The organism is Pedobacter caeni (assembly GCF_900129215.1).
Taxonomy (GTDB): domain Bacteria; phylum Bacteroidota; class Bacteroidia; order Sphingobacteriales; family Sphingobacteriaceae; genus Pedobacter; species Pedobacter caeni.
Window position 1 is genome coordinate 343,373 of sequence record NZ_FQUQ01000005.1, and the last position, 17,694, is coordinate 361,066.

Genomic DNA, 17,694 nt, shown 5'->3' on the forward strand with positions numbered 1-17,694 from the left:
GCGCTGAGCGGTCTCCTGAAAGAAGGATGAAAAACAAGGAAACAGTAGGAAAAAAAAATGTATTCGACATGCTACTCGAAGAAATCATTAGTAAAAGCAACATGCACCTGGCTTATGAGCGGGTGGTTGGTAACAAAGGCGCGGCCGGTGTAGACGGTATCGGGATGCTGGACTTTGCCAGTGAGGTCAAGACGAAATGGCCACTGATCAAAATCCGGCTGGAAAAAAGGAGAATACCGTCCCATGGCAGTAAAACGGGTGAAAATCCCCAAAGCTAATGGGGGTGTTCGTTTGTTAGGTATCCCTACCTACATGGACAGGATGATCCAACAGGCCATTTCACAGATCCTAACTAGTATCTATGATCCCGAATTTTCAGCAAACAGTTATGGCTTCCGGGCAGAAAAGAACGCCCATCAGGCTTTAGAAAAGGCTAAGGAGTATATTAATGCCGGGTACAGTCATGTTGTAGATCTGGATCTGGAACAGTTCTTTGACCGGGTAAATCATGACTACCTAATGAATGAATTGAGCCGGAAGGTACAGGATAAACGCTTATTGAAACTCATCCATAGTATCCTTCGAGCCAAGATTCATGAGCAGGGAGATGAGACTGGCTGTAAGCAAGGAGTTCCACAAGGAGGGCCGCTTAGTCCACTACTGTCCAATATTATGCTGGATAAACTGGATAAGGAATTGGAAAGGCGTGGGCATCGTTTCATTCGTTACGCTGATGATTGTAGTATTTACGTGAAGAGTAAACGTGCAGGAGAACGTGTCATGGAAAGTATTAGTGCTTATATTGAAAAGGAACTGAAACTCAAAGTGAACGTAGCGAAGAGCGTGGTCACCCGGCCATGGCTCACCAAATTATTGGGCTTCACATTTTATCACAAGAAAGGGTGTAAAGGTATAACGGTACACCGTAGAAGCATCTGCACCTATAAGGATAAAATCAGGGCAATTACTTGTCGAAGCAAACCTTACGCTATTGAAGAGCGAATGATACAGATCAGGCAACTCAATCAGGGCTGGGGAAATTACTTCAAACTGAGTGAAGCCAAATCGGTGTTTAGTGAACTTGATGAATGGGTACGGAGTCGTGTAAGGTTATGTTACTGGATACAGTGGAAAAAGCCCCGGACAAGAGTGCGTCAGTTGGAGAAGCTTGGGGTCAAATCTTATCAAGCTTACCAATGGGGTAATACCCGAAAAGGTCACTGGAGAGCGGTGCACAGCCCAATCTTACTTCGAACGCTCAATAATGCATTTCTAAAGAAAGAAGGGCTACTATGTCTAAAAGAAATAGTAGCCCTAAATACTGTTAATGTTTAATGAACCGCCGTATGCCGAACGGCACGTACGGTGGTGGGAGGGGACAGGTAATCAACTAATGATTACCTTCCTACTCGATCGTTGGTTTTTAGGTTAAGGGCGCTTAAATAAATTTTGGATAGGTGGAAAATGTTCATATGTTTGTATTAAACTAGAACAGTATAGAATAGTACTGTACTGTAAGTTTCAACCAAAATATAAACCAAACCAACTAATCAAAATGCGTATGAAATTAAAAATGACCCTTAAGGTATTAATGCTGTTTTCTGTATGTGGAGGGCAGATGGGTGTATTTAATACAGTTTATGCCCAGTCTGTGGTAAAAACAACGGAAAGGGTAACGGGTAAAGTAACGGACGAAACAGGCGGGGGCCTGCCAGGAGTTTCGGTTACAGTTAAAGGAACAGGACTTGCTGTTTCTTCCGATGGATCGGGTAATTACAGTATCGGTATTTCCGGGAAGGGGATATTGGTGTTTTCATATACGGGGTATATGACAAAAGAAGTTGCTGTAAATGGAGATTCAAAAGTTGATGTTCAGCTTCAGGTGGATCAAAAGGTGCTGGAGGAGATTGTGGTGGTGGGATACGGCGTGCAGAAAAAGGTAACGGTTACCGGATCTGTGGCGACGATAAAAGGTGATGTTTTGAGGCAGAGCCCAGCTGCAAACCTGAGCAATGCGATTGCAGGGCGCGTTCCGGGAGTGATTGTTTCCAACCGTTCAGGAGAACCGGGGAACGACTTTTCTACATTATTGATCCGTGGTAAAGGAACCCTGAACGACAATAGTCCGCTCATTGTGATTGATGGGGTAGCCAATAGGGGGGCTTTTGAAAGGGTAAATCCGGATGATGTGGAAAGTATTACCGTTTTGAAGGATGCTTCTGCTGCAATATATGGTGCTCAGGCAGCAAATGGGGTCATCTTAATTACGACTAAGAGAGGAAAAACAGGAAAGCCGGTGATTACCTACAATGGAAGTTATGGCCTTACTCAGCCTACATTATTGCCGAAATTGGTAGATGCCGGACAGTACGCAACCTATATCAATGAGGTAAATGACCGTCTGGGGCAGCCACATCAGTACTCAGATGCAGATGTACAGAAGTACAAAGATGGAACTGATCCCCTGAATTTTCCGAATACAGACTGGTATGATGCGGTGCTGAAAGACCTTTCTCCACAGTATCGCCATGCCATAAGTCTGAGTGGAGGGACCGAAAAGATTGACCACTTTATTTCTGGCGAGTACTTAAATCAGGATGGGATCTTTCATAAATCGGCTACCAAATACAAGCAATACAACCTTCGTTCCAATGTCAGTTCTCAGGTGAGCGATAACCTGAAGCTGTCTTTGAATGTTTCTGGCAGGATCGAGGACAGGCGTTATTCAAACTACAGCAGTGGGTCTATTTTTGCGGAAGTGCTTTCTGCATATCCGACTTTACCCGCTTATTATCCAAATGGACTTCCCGGTCCGGGGCTTGCCGGTGGACGAAACCCTGTATTGATGGCTTCAGGAGCTACAGGGTACAATAAGGTTAAGGACTATTCCCTGCTTTCGGATGCTTCATTTAACCTTAAACTGCCCTATATTACTAAGGGATTATACCTTTCCGGACTTGCAGCTTTTGACTTCCGCTTCCGTACTGGCAAAAAGCTGTACGACAATTGGGATGCTTATCGGTATGACAAAGCCAGTGGGGAATATATCAACCTGAAGAATACTGAAGGGCCGATTAACCTGAATGAAGAATTCAGAAATTATCAGCTGCAAACGTATAACCTTAAATTGGGCTATGAAAGGACTTTTGGGGCGCATCAGCTGACGGCTTTTGTCGCATTTGAGCAAAGCGAAAACTATGATGAGGGAATCAATGCTTACCGCACAGGCTTCCTGAGCAGCAAGATTGACCAGATATTTATCGGAGGAAATAAGGATAAAGATAACGGAAGTGTGGCCTCGCAATCTGCAAGAAGAAACTTTTTTGGCCGTGTAACTTACAGCTATAAAGAGCGTTATCTGGCTGAGGTCATTCTGAGGCATGATGGTTCCTTTAACTTTCCTAAGGGCAAACAATGGGGTACTTTTCCGGGGCTTTCTCTGGGATGGAGGATATCTGAAGAGGATTTCTTTAAGCAGAAGGTTCCTTTTATGAATCAATTGAAACTTAAGGCTTCATGGGGCAAACTTGGAAATGATAAAATCGACCCTTATCAGAACTTGCAGCAGTATATTCTGGATGGAGGCTTTTACTTTGGCCCGGATGGGGAGAAACAGCAAGGCCTGAGGGCAGGAGTGGCCCCAAATCCGGGAATCACCTGGGAGGTAGCCAATAATGCCAATATTGGGATAGAATCTACCTTTCTGAATGGCGATCTGAGCTTTAATGCAGACTACTTTATTTCCAAAAGAAACCATATTCTCATTGCCCGTAACGCTTCCGTACCATCCAGTACAGGGCTCACCGGTAAATTGCCGGCAGAAAATATTGGCAAAGTAGACAACAAGGGTTTTGAACTGGAACTGATGTACAGACATGCCATCAATAAAGATTTTTCTTATCAGCTTGGGGGAAATTATACTTTTACGAAGAACAAAGTTGTGTTTATGGATGAGGCTGCCAATGTTCCGGAATGGCAGAAAATTCAGGGTCATGCTATGGATTCCTGGCTCGTGTATCAATCGGCGGGCATTTACAAAACACAGGCGGAAATTGATAATTCTGTGCATTTGGCGGGCACTAAACCCGGTGATATTCGTTATCAGGACATCAACGGAGATCAGAAAATTACTTCAGATGACCGCGTTCGCATATTTGAAAGCCCAACACCCGGCAGTGTATTTGCGCTGACTGCCGGTTTTCAGTATAAAGGTTTTGGATTGGATATCCTTTTACAAGGGCAGGGAAAAGCCAGACAACTGATTTTACCACAACAGGGAAATGCGATTACCCCTCCGGTATGGCTGTTTGAAGACCGGTGGACAGTCAATAATCCTGAAGGGAAATATCCATCCTCATTTGATCGGAATGATGCCATTAATAACAGGTATTCCGATTTCTGGTTGCGCAGTGCGGCATTTTTAAGGCTTAAAAACGTCGAACTCTCTTACACTTTCCCTAAGAGCACGCTCTCCAGATTAAAACTGCAACACCTGCGTGTTTTTGTGAATGGCAGTAATTTACTGGTATTCAGTAAGATTAAGGATTATGATCCTGAGCTGAGTGCGGTCACCGGAACGAAGTATTATGATCCTAAGTTGAATGCCGTAACCGGAAGTTATTACCCTCAGGTCCGGATCATGAATGCCGGAGTCAATATTTCTCTTTAATCTTAAATGAAAAAATAAAGAAAATGAGACCCGATAAGCATACCGCTTACAAATCAATTAATCCTATGCTGATGGTAGCTTCATAACCGATAAACCTGGTTTATGAGCTCTTGAGAACCATTGGGAATCAATAGAAAAAAACGAAAATATTCAAATTATATACTAATGAAACCTATATCTATATACTTTTTAGCACTATTGCTTTTGCTGAGCATCAGCTCCTGCAAAAAGGATTTTCTGGAAAGAAAGCCCTTGGATTCCTATTCAGAAGAGGATGTCTGGACCGATATGAGCCTCATACAGACCTTTATCAACTCCAAATACCGCGCTTTACCACACTTTTATAACTGGGATGCAGCAGTAAACGGACCAGGTTTATCCGCAGCATCCGACGAAGGCTATTCTAAATTTAACTATGAAGGTGTCTTTTTATGGAATAAGGGGGAGGTAACTGCGGATAACCTTTCTATGGACAGCTGGACGGCCGATTATGGCTTTATCAGGGACTGCAATTACTTTTTTCAAAAGATAACATCCGTAAAAGGAGAGGAGGGCATCAAAAAAAGAATGACAGGTGAGATGAAGTTTATCCGGGCCTGGTGTTATTTTAACCTCATCTCCCGCTATGGAGGGGTACCACTCATCACGAAAGTGTATACCCTTTCAGATCCTGATTTTTTGTCGGCGAGAAATTCATATGAAGAATGTCTGGCTTTCGTGATAAAGGAATTGGATGATGCCATACCCCTGTTACCGGAGAGCTATAGCGGAACAGATCTGGGCAGGATCACCAAAGGAGCCGTTCTGGCATTGAAATCCAGAGCTTTATTATATGCGGCAAGTCCATTGAATAATCCTTCAAACAACCGGGGAAAGTGGCAGGCAGCAGCAGATGCAGCTAAAGCCATGCTGAATGCTCCCGGATTTATGCTCTACCAGGGTGCAGACTACAAACAGTTGTTTCTGGAAAAGTTTAACCGCGAGATCATCCTGTCTTATGGTATGAATGGAACGGATTGGGAATCCTCACTGGATGTCATGATTGCACCAAATGGATACCATGGCTGGTCGGTTTATGCCCCTTCACAGAATCTGGTAGATGATTTTGAAATGAAAAACGGAAAGATGATCAGTGATCCGGCATCCGGATATGACCCTTCTAATCCTTATTTAAACCGTGATCCCCGTTTTAATGCGACCATTATTTATAATGGAACACCTTTTAAAGGCAGGAATGCGGAGTACTTTAAAGGCGGATTGGACAGTCCTCAAAGTCCGGTAGAAAACTGGAATGCCAGTCTGACGGGCTATAACTGGCGTAAATATGCCGATGAATCACATGATATGGATGCTTCGGGAAGTAACCAGAACTGGGTGATCTTCCGCCTGGCAGAAATCTATCTGAATTATGCAGAAGCACAGTATGAGCTGGGAAACGAACCGGAAGCAAGAACATATCTGAACCTTGTGCGCAGCAGGCCTTCGGTAAATATGCCTCCGGTAACTGCCGGTTCCACAGCCCTTTCAGAAGCCATCAGGCATGAGCGGAAAATTGAACTGTGTTTCGAAAGTCATCGTTTTTATGATGTACGCAGGTGGAAAATCGCAATGCAGACTGAAAATAAGCCACTTCGTGGTGTAAATATCACTAAAAATCAGAATGGTTCTTTTAGCTATGATTATTTCAGTTTACAGCCAAGGAAGTTCCTGGAAGCCCATTACTTATTCCCCATTCCTAACTATGAAATGCAAAAGAATAAACTATTGACCCAGAATCCGGGATATTAATCAAAAGAAAGTTGTGCTCCATCCGATAGGAACCCGTACAATGATCAAAAGAAAAACCGTACAGTGTGCGAATGCTGTACGGTTTTTAAGAATTGGAATGTTAAATTTGTTTTGCTGATCTTCAAGGTATCTGTTAGATAAGAAAAAATGGGCCGTCAGGTAAGAAAGGACGGGCTGTTACTGAAGATAAAACAGGTAATTTTTAAGAAAAGACCAGCCATTAGATAAGAAATATGAGGAATGTTTTTGAGAAAATACAAGAACTGGAAGTAATTCCGGGTTATTCTAAACATGAACAACTGGTTCAGGGCTTTATTAACTCAATTGATGCAAAAATTCTCGTAAAGGGAGATCAGCTTCCTTCGGTAAATGTCATGATCAGAGAAACTGGATTTGCAAGAGAAACCATTGTAAAAGGGTACAAAGAGCTGATTGAACGAGGGATTATTGAGTCTAAAAGGGGAATGGGCTATTATATTTCCAATATAGACACCGGACAGCCCGTAAAGGTGGCCCTGATTTTATACGCCTTTGACTCCATTCAGGAAACCTTTTATAATGCCTTTAGAGATCTTTTAGTGCCAGATGTTCAGGTAGATGTGTTCTTTCACCATCAGAACATCGACACCTTTGAAAGCATCATCAATAACATCAGCGGGAAGTATGGCATGTATGTCGTTACCCCAATGCCTCATCCCAGAACTGCCGGGATTCTGAAAGTCCTTCCTGTTCATAAATTTCTAATGATTGACCGTTTTGAGCCTGTTGCAGGTGATTTTTCTTATGTCACACAGGAATTTGAAGCCTCTAGTTACCAGGTATTTGTAGAACTGCTGGATAGAATCAGAAGCTTTGAAGAGATGATTTTCTTTTCCAGGCCCAATTCAGACCTGCCTGTTGAAATTATGAAGGCCTTCAAAAGGTTTGTAAAAGACCATGACATCAAATATCAGGTGAAAAAAGAATATCTCCCCGGTTCCGTAGAAAAGGGGAAAGTCTATTTCATTTGTAATGACAGGCAGCTGTGGACGATGCTGAAAGACTGTACTACACAAGGCATTAAGCCCGGTGAAGAAGTAGGGATTCTTTCACAGGATGATGATCCGATAAAGGAATTCATTTGTGATGGCATCACGACCTATTCTACAGATTTCCAGCTCATGGCGCAAAAAGCAGCACAATTTGTACTTGGTCAGGAGAAAATTCAGGAAGTGATTCCTACGGTTTTGAAAAGACGCAGCTCTCTTTAACCATTTCATTCTTAGTTAAAAGCGATGGTTAACACTATTGCACAGCTACAGTTATGCCATTTTTATGGCTGGTTTATCAACCATTAATATTGAAATTATGAAAGCTAAACTAAAGGTGTTGAAGATAGGTTTAATCATATCCCTATTGTTCCCCTTACAGAATTTGGTCTTTGGCCAGCAGCTGAACCTCCCGGTGCAGACAGACCGTTGGCAGATGGCAAAAGATGGAAGCATTTTTTGGGAAATTAAGGATCGTTTGCCCCATGACGACCATATTGAGATGAGTGGACAACAGGTGTCGCTCTGGCTCCAATACGGCGTGGATGCAGAAAAAAGAATCCGTTTAAAACGGACAGTGGTTTTTCCTGGCTTCAGGATGAAACCCAATGATACCCATTCCAGCCTGATGCAGACGATCAGAACAGAAGAACTTCCCCAGGTTTTTGTGGATGGAAAACCGATGAAGGATGAGGTCTTTAACGGGCGGCAGCTCAAGGGATTTTCTGAAACGATGAGCATGATCCGGTTCAATGGAATGATGGAATTCGAGAGTAAAATAGGAGCGAAAGGGCAGGTGAGCCTGAAAAGGACACTGTTTCCATCAGTTGATAAGGCCATGGCGGTAGAGAAAATGGTCTTTGTAAATCAGAGTGATAAGCCAGTTAAAATTTCAATGGACCATCAGTTCAGGGACATTTTGATCGATACCCCAAGAAGCCATTTGAGGCCGCAACACCTGATTTTAAAATCTGCAGGGGGAGGTCATTCTATGGTGAAGCCCGGCGATTCTCTTACTTTTTCCATCACTTATCAGGCCGTATTTAACGCTGCCGATGTGATGGATGCAGATGTCATTGGGGAGACTGCCGCCCGTCGCAAGCGTATTGGGGAGATCTCCGGAAAACTGCAATTGATGACACCTGATCCGGTCTTGAATGCTGCTTTTGCCTTTGCAAAGATCCGGGCAACTGAAAGCATCTTTAAGACCAAAAGAGGGCCGATGCATGGTCCTGGTGGGCTTTCCTATTACGCAGCCATCTGGGCAAATGACCAGGCAGAGTATGTAAACCCATTTTTTGCCTTTTTAGGTGATGAGCTGGGAAATCAATCCGCCATGAATGCTTATCGGATGTTTGCAACCTATATGAATCCTGAATATAAGCCCATTCCCAGTTCAATTATTGCCGAAGGTGATGGCTTTTGGAACGGTGCCGGCGACCGTGGTGATCAGGCCATGATTGCCTATGGGGCATCCCGCTATGCACTTGCCAATGGAAATATTGATTCTGCACGCAAATTATGGCCTCTGATTAAATGGTGTCTGGAGTATTCCGGAAGAAAGTTAAACCCTGAAGGAGTGGTTGCCTCGCAGAGTGATGAGCTGGAGGGACGTTTTCCGGCAGGTAAAGCCAACTTGTCTACCAGTTGTTTGTATTATGATGCCTTGATTTCCGCCGAAAAACTAAGCCGGCTTTTGGGGGAACCTGCAGCTGCTGCTGAGGAGTATACCCAGCAGGCAAAATTACTAAGAGCGGCTATAGACCATTATTTTTCCGCTACTATTGACGGTTTTGAGACCTATCGGTATTATGATGGCAATGAAGTATTGCGGTCCTGGATCTGTATGCCATTAACCGTTGGCATTGAGGAAAGGAAGGCAGGGACCATACAAGCCTTATTTTCTCCAAAGTTATTTACCGCAGATGGTTTATTGACCCAGGCAGGAGATAAAACGTTCTGGGATCGGTCTACACTATATGCTTTAAAAGGTATCCTGGAGGCAGGAGATACGGAAAATGCCATGCTTTATCTTAGATACTATTCTAAAAGAAGGTTGTTGGGAGAGCATGTTCCTTATCCCGTAGAGGCTTTTCCGGAAGGAGGACAGCGGCACTTGTCAGCAGAAAGTGGATTGTATTGCCGGGTGTTTACGGAAGGTCTTTTTGGGATGCGTCCTATAGGTTTTGACCGCTTTAGCTGTACCCCAAGACTTCCTGAAGGATGGAATGAAATGGCTCTGCGTAACATCCACTCTTTTGGAAATACTTTTGATATGGAGGTTTCCAGATCGGGCAGTAACCAGTTGAAAATTAAAATAAAGAAAGGGAGGAAAATCAGGCAATACCTGCTTAAAAGTGGTGCTACGGCTTTAGTTAAGCTTTAATATGCCTGGTACTTGTTCAGCGGATAAGCTTTTCGCAGAATAAAAGGAGGGGTAGAGAGAAGGTTTATTGAAGCGAAAAAATAAGCATGTCTGTTCGCAGACTGAAATCCTTGCCCTGAAGAAGGGCAAATATTTCGAGGTCTGCTCACAGAACGCATATTTTTTCTCGCGCCAAACCTGAGAGGGGGGCAATTGAAGAAAAAACTAAAAAGGCTGAGCATTGCTCAGCTTTTTTAGTTGATGAGTATTTGGTTAAAGAGCTAAAAGGTTTTTAAAATATTATTAGGATGGTAAAGCACATTTAGCTTTCTTTGCGCTTTGTTTATAATTAATCTTAATAAGTATAATACATGCGAAGACTCTTACTCAATCTTTTATTTTTTGTTTTACTAAGTTATAGCGCGTTTGCTCAGCAGACCAGCAGTATTAAAGGACGGATCACCACAGCAGATGGACGCGTAGCCAGCAACATCTCTGTGCAATTGAAGGGGACCTCACTGGGAGGAATTAGTGATGAAGATGGTGAATATCACATACGGAAAGTTCCTGTAGGGGAGTATACCATTGTGGTTTCCGGAGTGGGGCTTTTTACGAAAGAAAAGCAGGTGATGGTGACCGGAAAATCAAGTGTGATCGCAGATTTCTCACTGAGAGAGAACCATTCTCAGTTGGATGATGTTCAGATCTCAGGCCATAAAAAGAAGTTTAAAGTAGATAAAGTATCTTCTTCACTGCGTTTACAAACCCCATTGCTGGAATTGCCACAAAATATCCGGGTCGTTACCAACCAGCTGATGGCGGATCAGGTGGCTTTTGACATCGTGGATGGCGTGACCAGGAATGTCAGTGGGGCGCTAAGGGTAGGCCATTGGGATGCACAATATGCGAACATTTTTATGCGTGGGACCAGCATTCCTGCTTTTCGTAACGGCATGAATATGAAGACTCCATGGGGTCCATTGGCTGATGATATTGCCACAATAGACCGCATTGAGTTTGTGAAAGGCCCGGCTAGTTTTATGATGGCCATGGGCGAACCCGGAGGTATATACAATATCGTAACCAAGAAGCCTACCGGACAGAATAATAGTGCCGTGAGTATTGGTGCAGGCGGTTATGACCTTGCCCGTGCTGCGGTAGATCTGGATACCAAGCTCAGTTCAGATGGCAAATTGTTGTTCCGTCTCAATGTAGCGGCACAGACAAAAGGGAGTTTTAACAAATACAATTACAATGATAAATATGTGATTGCACCAGTGATCAGTTACCAGATCGACAGCAACACTAAATTTACGGCCGAATACACACATCAGCACGTAGAAGCACAGGCATTGGGGAATTATGGTTTTTCTAAAAAGGGATTTGGAGATATTCCGCCAAGCTTTTTCCTGGGTGATCCTGCATTGGATCCCCAAAAACTAAATGACCATAACATTACCCTTTACCTGAATCATAAATTAAACAAAGACTGGACTTTTAATGCACAGCTCGGTTATCTGAATTACTCATTGAAAGGTGGATCTGTCTGGCTTTCTTCATTGGATGATGCCGGAAACATGAGAAGATACTACAATATCGGTGATGAACTGGCCATCAATAAGAATGCACAGCTAAGTTTGCTGGGAGAATTGAAAACCGGACAGGTTGTACACCGGATCTTAGCAGGATTGGATATGGGTAACCTGAAGACCTGGGGTGATTTCTCCAGCTCAGGAACGCCTGATCTTCAATTGGCTGGGAATGCCCCATTTAATATTTACAACCCTGTTTATGGAATACCTGCAGCAAATATTCCTGTGCTTGACAGGTCAAGGAGCATACAGGTGCGTTCCGGGGCCAATGTATATGCGACCAATCAGACCTATACCGGAGTTTATCTTCAGGATGAACTTCGCTTTTTAGAAGAAAAGTTGCGTCTGACCCTTGCAGGGAGGTTTACCCATGCTGTTACCGTGGGAAAAACAAATGCTTTACAGGTCTCTGATAATGTGTTTTCTCCGAGGGTTGGTCTGAGTTATTCTATCACTAAAGACCTGTCCGTTTATACCCTTTACGATCAAAGTTTTCTACCTCAATCCGGGGCTGATAAAGAAGGAAATGTATTTAAGCCGGTCAGGGGGAACAATATGGAGATCGGTGTTAAAAAAGATTGGTTTGATGGAAAATGGAATACTTCCCTTACCGCTTTCAGAATCGTTAAGGAGAATGTGTTGACGCAGGATCCAAGATATCCGAACGATCCGCAAAACTGGAGAGTACAATTGGGAGAAATCCAGTCAAAAGGTCTGGAGTTTGACCTGGTGGGAGAGATTGTTGAAGGTTTGAATGTGACTTTAAATTATGCCTATACAGATCCTAAGGTGACTAAAGGCGAGTCGGCGAACAAGAACCTTAAAGGGACTTTTGTGGCCAATGCGGCGAAGCACATTTCTAATGGATGGTTGTCTTACAGCTTTAAAAAGCAGGGGGCATTGTTGAATGGTTTCGGATTGTCTGGTGGTTATCAGTATCAGGGTAAGCGTGTTGCAGGAACCGGATTTACCGAGCCGAATCTTCCAGATTATATCCGTTTTGATGCCGGTCTTTCTTATTCAAAAGGAAAGTTTAACATTTCTGCTGTTGTCAATAACCTGCTTGACCGTAAGTTATTTACCCAGGGAACTGCACCTGCAACTCCGGCAGGGTATTATACATGGATTTACGATATGCCAAGAAATGCAAGAATCACGGCTACCTATAAATTTAAGTAATGAATTTTAAAAAGATCAATGCCTTTTTACACTTATGGCTCGGACTCGGTTCGGGCCTGATTGTGTTTATAGTTAGCATTACGGGTTGTATTTATGTGTTTGAAAAAGAAATCAGGAGCTTGTATGAGCCCTGGCAATATGTAAAACCTCAGCAACAGGCGTTCCTGCTTCCTACGCAATTGTCTTCGCTCGCTCAGGCTCAGATGGGAGGGGTAAAGCCCAATTCCATCAGGTATGGTCAAAAGGATGAAGCCGTTACCGTCAGTAATTTTAACCGTAAAAAGGGCCTGAGTATAGTGGTTTTTATGGATCCATATACCGGAAAAGTAATCCATACCGAAAAGAAAAACAGAAAGAGCAATTCAGATTTTTTCCGTTTTATCCTCAATGGGCACCGTGCCCTATGGCTTCCTTATCCTATCGGAAGGCCTATCGTAGGCGCTGCGGTGTTGATTTTTGTGCTCTTACTCCTCTCCGGGATCATCTTATGGTGGCCAAAGAAATGGATCAGGTCCATCCGTGACAAGAGCTTTAAAATTAAGTGGAATGCCAGTTTTAAACGGAAAAATTACGACCTGCACAATGTTCTGGGCTTCTATACTTTTCTCGTTTTACTGATCATTTCTCTTACAGGCCTCGTTTACAGCTATAAATGGTATAGTAAGTCGCTCTATTGGTTGAGCTCAGGAGGGAAGTCTATGAAGGAATTTAAGCGGGCTACCTCGGATACCACAGCCACAGGAACGTTTAAACCAACAGACATAGACCGGCTTTACAGCAGCATTGTTGCCACTGATAAAACAGAGAATATACTGGTATCCCTGCCCGAAAAGCCTGCCGATGCCATTGGATTTGTCGTCTACCTGAAGGCAGGCACACTGTATAAAACCAATCGCTATAACTTTGATCAGCTGAGTCTTAAGCCCATCACAGACGGTTCTCCTTTTTCAGGAAAGTATGAGGATGCCACTGCGGCGGATAAGCTCAGGAGGATGAATTACGACCTGCATATTGGTGCGATATGGGGTATTCCCACCAAGATTCTTGCTTTTCTTGCCAGTTTGATCTCAGCAAGTTTGCCGGTTACCGGATTTATCATTTGGTATGGCAAAAAGTTTAAAAAGAAGAAAAAGACCGGAAAAGTACCGGAATCAACGAAAAAAGCAGTTCCTGTTGTACCGAAAGTTAAACCAGCAGCGAAAGAGCTGGTGTACTAGTGAGCAGGAGCTGTTGTGCTAAACGGAGCGGGTAGGCTAAAAGCAAGTTGATGCACTATCATAAAAAAAAGCCGGAAACTTTAACGTTTTCCGGCTTTCTTATGATAAAGACCTTAATTCAGGTCTGATGATCTTTTTAATCCGCTTCGTTATCTACGAAAAGTTTGATTTCATAATCAGAGATTGTGATTAAGCGGTCTTTATATAATCCACCAATTACCTTTTTAAACGCGCTTTTGCTGATTTTAAAGCGGTCGTAGATCTCATCAGGAGCACTTTTATCACCAAGGGCAATTACCCCTCCGTTTTCTTTTAATTCGTCAAGGATCGCATCTTTATTTTCCAGGATATGCCCATAGCCCATGGGTTGAAGGCTAAGGTCGATTTTACCTTCTACACGTATCTTTTTGATCCATCCTTTTCTGATTTCTCCGGGCGTTAGCTGATCGAATAGTTCATTTGTATACAGAAGGCCGATGTATTTATTGTCGACGATGGCATTATAACCCAGGTCTGAACGGTCTACGATCAATAAGCTCACTTCATCTCCTTCTTCAAGGTCAATGTCCTGATCTTCCACGTAATTGGTCAGGCGTGAAGAAGCTACCATACGGTCATTGCTTTCGTCCAGGTAAACGTAAACCACGTGGCTGTCGCCTTTAAACATCGGGCGTTTCTGCTCACGCTGAGGAACATAGATGTCTTTGTCGATGCCAAGATCCATAAATACACCATCTTCACCATCAGCTACAACGGTCAAATAGGCGAAATCACCAACACAGGCATGTGGTCTTTTGCTGGTTCCCATTAGTCTGCCGTCTTTGTGCATATATACGAAAACGTTGATGTTCTCTCCGATTTCGATGTTTTTAGGGACATCTACATAAGGGAGCAGCACTTCGTTTTCGCCTTCAGTGAGGATGAGGCCGTTTTCGGTTTTATTTATAATTCTCAGATCGTTATATCTTCCTATTTCTATCATGTTCTTGCGGGCATTTTTGCAAAGGTAACGATAACAGCAGTAACATATCGGTGTGCGGGCTATCTAAATACAAAAATATACGGATTGAACGGCTTAAGTTTAGAACATATAGATAAGAAATACGGAGATCATGTGATCTTTTCTTTTGAGAAATGGAGTCTTGATCATGGTATTTACTGGGTTAAAGGAGGAAATGGAACTGGAAAAACGACACTTTTCAAAGTGATTTCCGGACAAACGCCATTCGGAGGAGAATTGAGTTTGAACGGGGTCAGCCTAAAAAAAGCACCTGTTGCCTACCGATCCATGATCAGTTATGCGGAGGCTGAACCTCAATACCCTTCATTTATTACCGGAAATGAGTTGTTGAACTATCATATCGCAGTCAGGAAAGCGGAACATTCTGAGGCTCAGGACATCGTTGAACAGTTCGGGATGACCGCCTTTATGGACCATAAGATCGGAAGTTATTCCAGTGGAATGCTCAAAAAGCTCTCTTTGATCTGTGCCTTTACCGGTAATATTCAACTGTATATCCTGGATGAGCCACTCATTACCATAGATACCCATGCTGCACAGGTACTTTATGCTTTGATCCGGAGCTATCATGAGAAGGGGAGTAGTTTCCTTTTGTCTTCACATCAGGAGCTGGAACCAGGGCAGTTGCCGCTTAAAGGCGTATTTCAAATTAAAGACAAACAAATAGAAGCATGCTGATGCTGTTTTTGAAGACTTTGAGTAAAGAATTCTTTGCAGCACATGCAGGCCTGTTTCTGTTTGGCTTTTACCTGCTGTTTGGGATTGTGGAGTCTTCGCAGCTGCTCAGTTATCATAAAACCCTGATGCTGCTCATCTATTCATCACCACTTATTCTTGCCCTTGTCTTTGTTTGTTGGGCGCTATATGCCTTGAAATGCTTGTTTTTTGTGAAGAAACAGCTGAAAACAGCCGCTTATCAGTTTGTATTCCTGCTGGGGGCATCAGCAAGGAAAGTTCAGTTCAGGCTATGGCTAAAGCTCTATGCCCTGCTGTTTCTTCCCATATTGTTATACCTCGTTCCTTTTGTCTATGTAGGGCTTACCAATGGCAGTTATGTAAGTGTTTTTGCCGTTTTTCTCTATGTTCCTGGCCTTTTGCTTGTCCTTTCAGGCTTTATGTTCAGGATCATCAATTATAGCCATGTTCCAGCTAAGGTTTATTTAAAAATCTCCCTCCCCCAATGGAGTAAGCCTTACTGGACATGGCCTTTTTATTATTTATTGAAGGAGCAGACATTGATGCTCTTTGCAAGTAAGGTGCTGTCCTTTGCGCTTTTCAATGCTACAATGTGGGTTTTTGCGGATGTTTCAGGTGATGTTCGTGTATCTATGATTGGGATTCTGGCAGCCGTATTGTCGCATAGTATGTTGTTGCATGCGTTAATGAAAAATGAGGTCGACCGTCTTTCCTTTACCCGAAGCCTTCCCATTACTTTAGCTTCCAGGTTAGGACAAAACCTGTTGGTATTGCTATTACTTTTTGTTCCCGAGCTGCTCTTTTATGTACTCAAAACAGATGGACAGCTACTGCACATGGTTTATGGTTTGTGCTTTGGTTTGTCTGGATTGATGGGCTTACAAATAGTCTTGTACTGGATAAATCTGGATCAGGACCAATACCTGAAATGGTTGTTGGGCTTCTTTTTTGTCAGCATGTTTGTGGTACTGGCACATTATTACCTGGTTTATAGCCTGCTGATTTTTCTTGGCTATATTGGGTATTTCTTCTTCTTTTACCATCAGAAAGATTTGAAGGAGATGTAATGTTTGTTCGTTAAGTTAGGGTTTAGGTATTTGTGTTTAACAGGCTGATTATAAAAAGACTTTCCTTCCTTGTTTTGCTGATTAATTTGGCTGCCATTCTGCTTTTTGCTCCTGAAGTGCAGCATAAAACCAGTTTATTCTGGAAAGGGATATCCGTTATTTTGTCTTTGAGGTCGTACAGGGAAATGTGTGTTCCACCGATATTGTACTCTTCAAATTCATAGGCTTCACGCACATCGATCAACAGGAAAGGCTCTTCCTTGTCTTTCCATTCCTGCAATTCCTCCTGTCCGATTTCCTGGTAGGTTGCTGCTTTTGTTCCGGCTTCGTGTAAAGCGTCTTTTTTAGCGCCTTCGGGCTGAATGTTAAAAATCTGCATGTCATAATTTAAAGCATTGAAGATAAGTAGTTTTCCGGAAAGCTGATCCCCAAAGCCACAAATAACCTTAATACATTCATTGGCCATTATGCTTCCGATGATGCCGGGCAATGGGCCGATGACCCCGCTTTCGCCACAATTGTTTTGTTCTGCTGCTGCCGGTGCTTCAGGATAGCAGCTTCTGTAGTCCGGGCCACCCTGGTAATTAAATACGGAAACCTGCCCTTCGAATTTAAAAATGGAGCCGAATATGAGTGGTTTATTCAGGGTAACACAGCTGTCGTTTACCAGGTAACGGGTCGGAAAATTATCCGATCCATCCATCACCAGGTCGTAATCAGAGAGGGTAGCTGTTGCATTTTCTGCGCTCAGATGGTAAGGATAAGCCTGTACTTCGATCAGGGGATTGAGCTGTCTGAGCTTGTCGGCAGCCGTTTGGGCCTTGTTTTTTCCGAGGTCGTTCATCTGGTAAAGCACCTGCCTGTGCAGGTTGCTTTCTTCCACTACATCTCCATCAATAATGCCTATTTTTCCTACTCCTGCTCCGGCAAGGTAGAGTAGGAGCGGGCAGCCCAGGCCTCCGGCGCCAATGACCAGCACTGCGGTGTTCCGTAGCTTTTCCTGCCCTTCAAGGCCTAATTCTTCCAATAGAATCTGACGGTCGTACCTTTTAAGTTCCTGATTGTTCATGAT

At 43.3% G+C, this 17,694-nt stretch carries 12 protein-coding genes; 10 read left to right on the forward strand and 2 right to left on the reverse strand.

The features are described from left to right. Positions 1-68 precede the first annotated feature (68 nt). The 8 genes from BUC20_RS34125 (at position 69) to BUC20_RS25400 (ending at position 13,838) form a co-directional block, all read left to right on the forward strand. Positions 69-278: a hypothetical protein gene (locus BUC20_RS34125; RefSeq protein WP_200801023.1), complete on the forward strand. Its 210-nt coding sequence runs from the start codon at positions 69-71 to the stop codon at positions 276-278. Further along, positions 244-1,335, forward strand: coding sequence for a group II intron reverse transcriptase/maturase (gene ltrA / locus BUC20_RS25370; RefSeq protein ID WP_200801030.1), 1,092 nt, complete (start codon positions 244-246; stop codon positions 1,333-1,335). Before BUC20_RS34125 ends, ltrA begins: the two co-directional genes overlap by 35 nt. Positions 1,336-1,561: 226 nt before the next feature. Next, the gene (locus BUC20_RS25375) at positions 1,562-4,669 is read left to right on the forward strand and encodes a SusC/RagA family TonB-linked outer membrane protein (protein WP_073235670.1); all 3,108 of its coding nucleotides are present in this window, start codon (positions 1,562-1,564) and stop codon (positions 4,667-4,669) included. 165 nt (positions 4,670-4,834) lie between these two features. After that, a complete protein-coding gene (locus tag BUC20_RS25380) occupies positions 4,835-6,457 on the forward strand; it encodes a RagB/SusD family nutrient uptake outer membrane protein (RefSeq protein ID WP_073234752.1) in 1,623 nt (540 codons plus the stop codon). A 233-nt stretch (positions 6,458-6,690) separates the two neighbouring features. Beyond that, a complete protein-coding gene (locus tag BUC20_RS25385; protein WP_073234754.1) occupies positions 6,691-7,707 on the forward strand; it encodes a substrate-binding domain-containing protein in 1,017 nt (338 codons plus the stop codon). 97 nt (positions 7,708-7,804) lie between these two features. Continuing rightward, positions 7,805-9,871 carry a glucosidase family protein gene (locus BUC20_RS25390; protein WP_234994600.1) on the forward strand — a complete coding sequence of 689 codons (2,067 nt, stop codon included), beginning with the start codon at positions 7,805-7,807 and terminating at the stop codon, positions 9,869-9,871. A gap of 350 nt (positions 9,872-10,221) precedes the next feature. Further along, a complete protein-coding gene (locus BUC20_RS25395; protein WP_073234757.1) occupies positions 10,222-12,621 on the forward strand; it encodes a TonB-dependent receptor in 2,400 nt (799 codons plus the stop codon). Continuing rightward, positions 12,621-13,838 carry a PepSY-associated TM helix domain-containing protein gene (locus tag BUC20_RS25400; protein WP_073234760.1) on the forward strand — a complete coding sequence of 406 codons (1,218 nt, stop codon included), beginning with the start codon at positions 12,621-12,623 and terminating at the stop codon, positions 13,836-13,838. Before BUC20_RS25395 ends, BUC20_RS25400 begins: the two co-directional genes overlap by 1 nt. Positions 13,839-13,974: 136 nt before the next feature. On the opposite strand, the gene BUC20_RS25405 is transcribed toward BUC20_RS25400, so the two are convergent. Continuing rightward, positions 13,975-14,820 carry a CvfB family protein gene (locus BUC20_RS25405; protein WP_073234763.1) on the reverse strand — a complete coding sequence of 282 codons (846 nt, stop codon included), beginning with the start codon at positions 14,818-14,820 and terminating at the stop codon, positions 13,975-13,977. Positions 14,821-14,904: 84 nt separating this feature from the next. Here BUC20_RS25405 and BUC20_RS25410 point away from each other — a divergent pair, with 84 nt between their 5' ends. Continuing rightward, complete coding sequence (locus tag BUC20_RS25410) at positions 14,905-15,537, forward strand: ABC transporter ATP-binding protein (RefSeq protein WP_073234766.1); 633 nt, start codon at positions 14,905-14,907, stop codon at positions 15,535-15,537. Further along, positions 15,531-16,622 carry a hypothetical protein gene (locus BUC20_RS25415; RefSeq protein WP_073234769.1) on the forward strand — a complete coding sequence of 364 codons (1,092 nt, stop codon included), beginning with the start codon at positions 15,531-15,533 and terminating at the stop codon, positions 16,620-16,622. The genes BUC20_RS25410 and BUC20_RS25415 overlap by 7 nt, the downstream gene beginning before the upstream one ends. 22 nt (positions 16,623-16,644) lie before the next feature. Here BUC20_RS25415 and moeB read toward each other — a convergent pair whose 3' ends face one another. Further along, entirely contained in the window at positions 16,645-17,691 is a 1,047-nt protein-coding gene (gene moeB, locus BUC20_RS25420) for a HesA/MoeB/ThiF family protein (protein ID WP_073234772.1), read from the reverse strand. Positions 17,692-17,694 lie beyond the last annotated feature (3 nt).

Coding starts and splice junctions, on each gene's coding strand:
- BUC20_RS34125 (WP_200801023.1), top strand. CDS start 69: ATGCTACTCGAAGAAATCATTAGTAAAAGCAACATGCACCTGGCTTAT.
- ltrA (WP_200801030.1), top strand. CDS start 244: ATGGCAGTAAAACGGGTGAAAATCCCCAAAGCTAATGGGGGTGTTCGT.
- BUC20_RS25375 (WP_073235670.1), top strand. CDS start 1,562: ATGAAATTAAAAATGACCCTTAAGGTATTAATGCTGTTTTCTGTATGT.
- BUC20_RS25380 (WP_073234752.1), top strand. CDS start 4,835: ATGAAACCTATATCTATATACTTTTTAGCACTATTGCTTTTGCTGAGC.
- BUC20_RS25385 (WP_073234754.1), top strand. CDS start 6,691: ATGAGGAATGTTTTTGAGAAAATACAAGAACTGGAAGTAATTCCGGGT.
- BUC20_RS25390 (WP_234994600.1), top strand. CDS start 7,805: ATGAAAGCTAAACTAAAGGTGTTGAAGATAGGTTTAATCATATCCCTA.
- BUC20_RS25395 (WP_073234757.1), top strand. CDS start 10,222: ATGCGAAGACTCTTACTCAATCTTTTATTTTTTGTTTTACTAAGTTAT.
- BUC20_RS25400 (WP_073234760.1), top strand. CDS start 12,621: ATGAATTTTAAAAAGATCAATGCCTTTTTACACTTATGGCTCGGACTC.
- BUC20_RS25405 (WP_073234763.1), bottom strand. CDS start 14,820: ATGATAGAAATAGGAAGATATAACGATCTGAGAATTATAAATAAAACC.
- BUC20_RS25415 (WP_073234769.1), top strand. CDS start 15,531: ATGCTGATGCTGTTTTTGAAGACTTTGAGTAAAGAATTCTTTGCAGCA.
- moeB (WP_073234772.1), bottom strand. CDS start 17,691: ATGAACAATCAGGAACTTAAAAGGTACGACCGTCAGATTCTATTGGAA.